Annotated in this window: 3 protein-coding genes; all 3 read left to right on the top strand. The window is 63.1% G+C overall.

Annotation, left to right across the window (positions count from 1 at the left end):
• The first annotated feature begins 265 nt into the window (after positions 1-265).
• The 3 genes from capB (at position 266) to PMI35_RS06015 (ending at position 5,214) form a co-directional block, all read left to right on the top strand.
• The gene (gene capB / locus PMI35_RS06005) at positions 266-2,011 is read left to right on the top strand and encodes a caprolactamase subunit beta (RefSeq protein WP_008064322.1); all 1,746 of its coding nucleotides are present in this window, start codon (positions 266-268) and stop codon (positions 2,009-2,011) included.
• Positions 2,012-2,045: 34 nt separating this feature from the next.
• On the top strand, positions 2,046-4,136 hold the full coding sequence (gene capA / locus PMI35_RS06010) for a caprolactamase subunit alpha (RefSeq protein WP_008064321.1): 2,091 nt from the start codon (positions 2,046-2,048) through the stop codon (positions 4,134-4,136).
• A gap of 97 nt (positions 4,137-4,233) precedes the next feature.
• Positions 4,234-5,214 (top strand): helix-turn-helix domain-containing protein, encoded by a 981-nt coding sequence (locus PMI35_RS06015; protein WP_008064320.1) that lies wholly within the window; start codon positions 4,234-4,236, stop codon positions 5,212-5,214.
• Positions 5,215-5,403 lie beyond the last annotated feature (189 nt).

Raw genomic sequence — 5,403 nt, 5'->3', positions numbered from 1 at the left:
TACCGCAGCAATGGATATGTACTCGGACAACAAAAGACAGGCCGGCTGTCAGGCCGCCATCGCTGGCAAGCCAGCTCCCACAGTAGATCGAGTACAGCCCCGAAAGATTGATCGGCTGTAAGACCGCCTTCCCAAGTGCACTGACAATCAAAAACCAGTGCACTTTGCGCCAAGCCAGCCCCTGGTTCGAGCGCGTAGTTTTGTGTCGTGGGTTAGACGTTCGTCCTGACCTCCACCTGAATAACAACAAGATTTCTGGTGACCCATGAGCACAGTAGATCCGATCACCCTGGCAGTCGTGCGCGGCGCGCTCGAAACCGCGCAACGGGAAATGACCATCACCCTCGAGAAAACCGGTCGTTCAAGCGTTTTCAACCTGGCCCACGACTACTCCAACGCCCTCTTCGATCACCTTCCGGAGATGATCCTGCAAGGCCAGGACATCCCGATTCACCTCGGATCGCTGATCCCGGCGATGAAATGCGTGGCCGGCTTCTTCGGCGACGACGTCCAGGAAGGCGATGTGATTTATCACAACGACCCCGCTTACATGGGCAGCCATATTCTCGACTGCTGCATGTACAAACCGGTGTTCTACGAAGGTGAGCTGGTGTTCTGGGCGGTGTGCAAAGGTCACCTGACCGACATCGGCGGACCGGTGCCCGCCGGTTACAACCCGGATGCGAAGGAGATCTACGCCGAAGGCTTGCGTATCCCGCCGGTCAAACTCTGGTCCCAAGGCAAGCGCCGCGAAGACGTGATCAACCTGCTGCTGACCAACATGCGCGCCCGGGCCTATCAGGAAGGCGATCTCAACGCCCAGTACGGCGCCTGCAATGTCGGTGAGCGCCACTTGCTCGAACTGCTCGATCGGTATGGCGTGGCGCAGGTGCGCGCGTGCATCGCCGAACTGAAAGACATGGCGGACCGGCACATGCGGGCCTTGCTGCGAGAGGTACCGGATGGCCTCTACCGCGGCACCGCCGTGCTGGAAGACTCGGGCCATGGGCTGGGTGAGCTGTCGATCACCGCGCAGGTGGAAATTCGTGGCGACGAGGCGCACATCCTGATCGAAAGCCCGCCGCAGGTGCCGTACTTCATCAACTCCTACGCCGGCAACTCGGTATCCGGGGTTTACCTGGGGCTGATGATGTTCGCCCAGGTCCCGCCGCCGTACAACGAAGGGCTGTACCGCTGCGTGTCCGTCGACCTCGGCCCACCGGGCACCTTGTGCAACGCCCAGGAGCCGGCGCCCCACGTCAACAGCACCACCACACCGATGGAAACCCTCGCCGACGCGGTGCGCCAGGCCCTGGAGCAAGCGGCCCCCGATCGTGTCACCGCCTCCTGGGGGCACGCCAGCGGGATCAACATTGCCGGCCATGATCCGCGCAATGGCAACGACGAATACGTGACCATGGTGCTCGCCTCGATCATTTCCGGTGCCGGCGCAAACAAGGCCATGGACGGTTGGCCGGCGTGCGGTCCGTTGTGTTGTTTCGGCGCGCTGATGTCCGGTGATATCGAGTTGCTGGAGTACGCCTATCCAATCCTCGTCCATCGCTACAGCCTGATGACCGACAGCGGTGGTGCCGGCGAATTTCGCGGTGGTTCGGGGACACGCATCGAAATCGAACCGCTGAACCACGCCATGACCGTGGTCGGTTTTGGCGAGGGCCGGCAACTGCCGACCTCGGGTGCCGCGGGCGCGAACAACGTCCTGCTCGAACCGAAGCTGGGCCGCTTGATTCACCGCATGCTCGACGGTGAGGAACAGTCCTTCATCTACAACGCGCAGCTCACCGCGCAACCGGGCGAACGGGTGATCAACGTCAACCCTGGTGGCGGTGGCTATGGCAACCCTCTGCGCCGCCCGGTTGCCAGCGTGGCCGAGGACGTGCGCAACGGTCTGGTGTCCCGCGAAGGCGCCCGCCTGGAGTACGGCGTGGTGATCGACAGCCACGGCCAGGTCGATGACGCCGCGACCAGCACCTTGCGCGCCACGCATTAATCCGGCCCCTTTGAGCTATCTGGAATCCCTCATCATGAGCAAGCAACAATATCGCCTGGGCATCGACGCCGGCGGCACCTTCACCGATTTCATCCTGGCCGATCGCAGCGGCAACGTGCAGCTGTTCAAGGCGCCATCAACGCCACAGGACGGCACCCTCGCCATCCGCAACGGGCTGGCGCAAATCGCCGACGCCATCGGCCGCACCCCGGCCGAGATCATTGGCGACTGCGACCTGTGCATCAACGGCACCACCGTGGCCCTCAACGCGCTGATCGAGAAAACCGGGGTCAAGGTTGGCCTGTTGTGCACCGACGGGCATGAGGACAGCCTGGAAATCCGCCTGGGCCACAAGGAAGACGGCCATCGCTACGATGCCACTTACCCGCCGGCCTACATGCTGGTGCCGCGGCATCTGCGGCGGCCCATCGGCGGCAGGATCATCAGTGATGGCAGCGAATACGCCGCGCTCGACGAAAACGCAATAACTGAAGCGATCGAGTATTTCCGCGAACAGGACGTCAAGGCCGTGGCCATTTCGTTCGTCTGGTCGGTGCGCAATCCGAGCCACGAGCAACGCGCCGCCGAAATGGTGCGCGCGGCACTACCGGGTGTATTCGTCTGCACCGGCAACGAAGTGTTCCCGCAGATCCGCGAATACACCCGCACCTCGACCACCGTGGTCAATGCGTACCTGAGCCCGGTCATGGGCCGCTACATCGAACGCATCGACGCCTTGTTCGAAGAGCTCGGCGCGCAGCAGCCCACTCGCTACTTCCAGTCCAACGGTGGCCTGGCGCCCGGCGTGGTGATGCGTGAACGCGCGGTGAACGCGATCAACTCAGGGCCGGCGTCCGCGCCGCAAGCCGGGTTGTGCGTGGCGCAGCCGTTCGGCATCGACAACGTGATCACCGTGGACATGGGCGGCACCTCGTTCGACATCACCTTGAGCAAGTCAGGGCGCACCAACTTCAGCAAGGACACCGACTTCCTGCGTTATCGCATCGGCGTGCCGATGATCCAGGTGGAAACCCTCGGCGCCGGCGGTGGCTCGATCGCCCATCTCGACGACTTCGGCATGCTCCAGGTCGGCCCGCGCAGTGCCGGCGCCAATCCGGGACCGGTGTGCTACGGCAAGGGCGGCACCGAGCCGACCGTCACCGACGCCAACCTGGCCCTGGGTTACCTGGCCGACGGCGCACTGTTGGGCGGTAGCATCCGGCTCAACCGCCAGGCCGCCGTCGAGGCGATCCGGAGCAAAATCGCCGAGCCCCTGGGCATCAGCGTCGAACGCGCCGCGCTCGGCATCATCACCCTGGTCAACCTGAACATGGTCAGCGGCATTCGCCGGGTGTCGGTCGAGCGCGGGTATGACCCACGGGACTTTGCCCTGATCGGCGCGGGCGGTGCGGCGGGCATGCACGTCATGCGCCTGGCCGAGGAAATCGGCAGCAAGGTGGTGCTGATCCCGAAAGTGGCTTCCGGACTGTGCGCCTACGGGCAGATTCTTTCCGATATCCGCTACGACCAATTGACCACGCTGCCGATGCGCCTCGACGACGAACTGGTCGACCTGCCATTGCTCAACCAGACCCTGCGTGACCTGCGCGAGCGCGGCATGAACAACCTGCGCGACGATGGCTTCGGCGCTGGCAATAATGTCGAGTGCCTGTACAACCTGGAAATCCGCTACCTGGGGCAGATCCACGAATGCAGCGTCGAGCTGGCCTGCGATCAGCTGGATCAGGCGGGCCTGGTCGCCTTGCGTGAGGCGTTCCACACCCGGCACAAGGCGCTGTTCTCCTACAGCGAGCCGCAAAGCCCGGCAGAACTGGTCAACCTCGAGTGCTCGGTGATCGCGCGCCTGCAACGTCCGCCCATGCCGGAACTGCCGGCACCTGCCGAGGATGTCGCGCCCAAGGCCAGCGGTCAGCGCTCGATGCTGTTCAGCGCCCAGTCGTCCTGGCAGCAAACGCCGGTGTACAACGGTGACCGCTTGCAATCGGGGCAAACGGTGAAAGGCCCGTGCGTGATCGAAGAGTCGACCACCAACATCGTCGTGCCCCCTGGCTGGCAAGCCACGCTGGCGCCATCGGCCACCTACCGGCTGACACCCGGTGATTGACCGCCCGTAAACATTGGCAAATGATGGCAGCCCAACGGTGCCGGCGGCTTTTTTGCGTCGGCACCGTCCTCATAATAAAAAAGATACGAGGGCAGCCATGGCCTACAAACTCTCCACCCGCTCCTGGCCAGACAGTCAACGCCAGCCGCTCTGGGCCCAGGCCATTGGCAGTGCCTATTTTCCGCTGTCCCTGGAATTCGCGCCCGACAGCCCTTTCAGTGGCAGCCTGCAGATCTGGGAAACCGGCAGCACCGCGCTGACCCTTTCACGCTTGCGCTCCAGCCAACTGGGCTATTCGCGCAGCAAAGCCCAGGTCAGTGAAGACCGCGAAGCCTGCTACCTCGTCACCGTACCGCGGCGCAGCGAAGTGCACTTCGAACAGGACGGCCGTGCCCTGCATTGCCAACCCGGTGGTTTCATCTTCGAACGGGGCGACGCGCCCTACCGCTTTCACTATGCCAGCGACAATGATCTGTGGGTGTTCAAGCTCCCTGAACGCGCACTGCACGGCCAATTGCGCGGCGCCGAGCGCTACACCCGCCTGTGCTTCGACGCCAGGCGAGCACTCGGGCGGGTCTTTGTCGACCAACTGGCGATGTGCGCCGCACGTTTCGACGAATGCGACGCGCCCGCCCGGCACATGCTGCTGGAGCAGGCCCTTTCGACGTTGTTGATGGCATTGCGTGACGATGAGCGGGTGCTCAGCAGCGAAAGCTCGAACCTGGCCGCCCTGCATTTGCAACGCATCGAGCACTACGTCGACCAGCAACTGGGCAACCCCGACCTGGCACCGCCAATGATCGCCGAGGCCTGTGGGTTGTCCGTGCGTTATGTGCATAAACTCTTCAACAGCACGCGCTACAGCCTGGGGGAATGGATTCGCCTGCGCCGCCTTGAGGCGGTCAACAGAGGCCTGCAAGACCCCAGCTGCCACCTGTCGATCGGCGAGCTGGCCATGCGCTGGGGCTTCAGCGATCAGGCGCAATTTACCCGAAGCTTTCGCCAGCACTTTGGGTGTACGGCCAGGGAAGTGCGCAGTGGGGGTCGGTTGGCTGTGTCTTCGAATATTGGGGTCTGAGGCTGGATTTAGGCCTGGCAGACGACCAATCTCCTGAAGGTGTACCCCGATCTACTGTGGGAGCTGGCTTGCCGGCGAAGGCGGCCTGACAGCCGAGCATTTTCTTTCAGGTGTACATATCCATTCCTGCGGTAACGGCCACCTATGGTTTCGCCCTTACGGCGAGTCACTTGGAAAAGCCCCAAGTAA

Origin of the sequence: Pseudomonas sp. GM78, assembly GCF_000282475.1 — a bacterium.
GTDB lineage: Bacteria > Pseudomonadota > Gammaproteobacteria > Pseudomonadales > Pseudomonadaceae > Aquipseudomonas.
The sequence above is the reverse complement of the archived record's forward strand: the minus strand, read 5'-3'. Positions and strand labels throughout refer to the sequence as shown.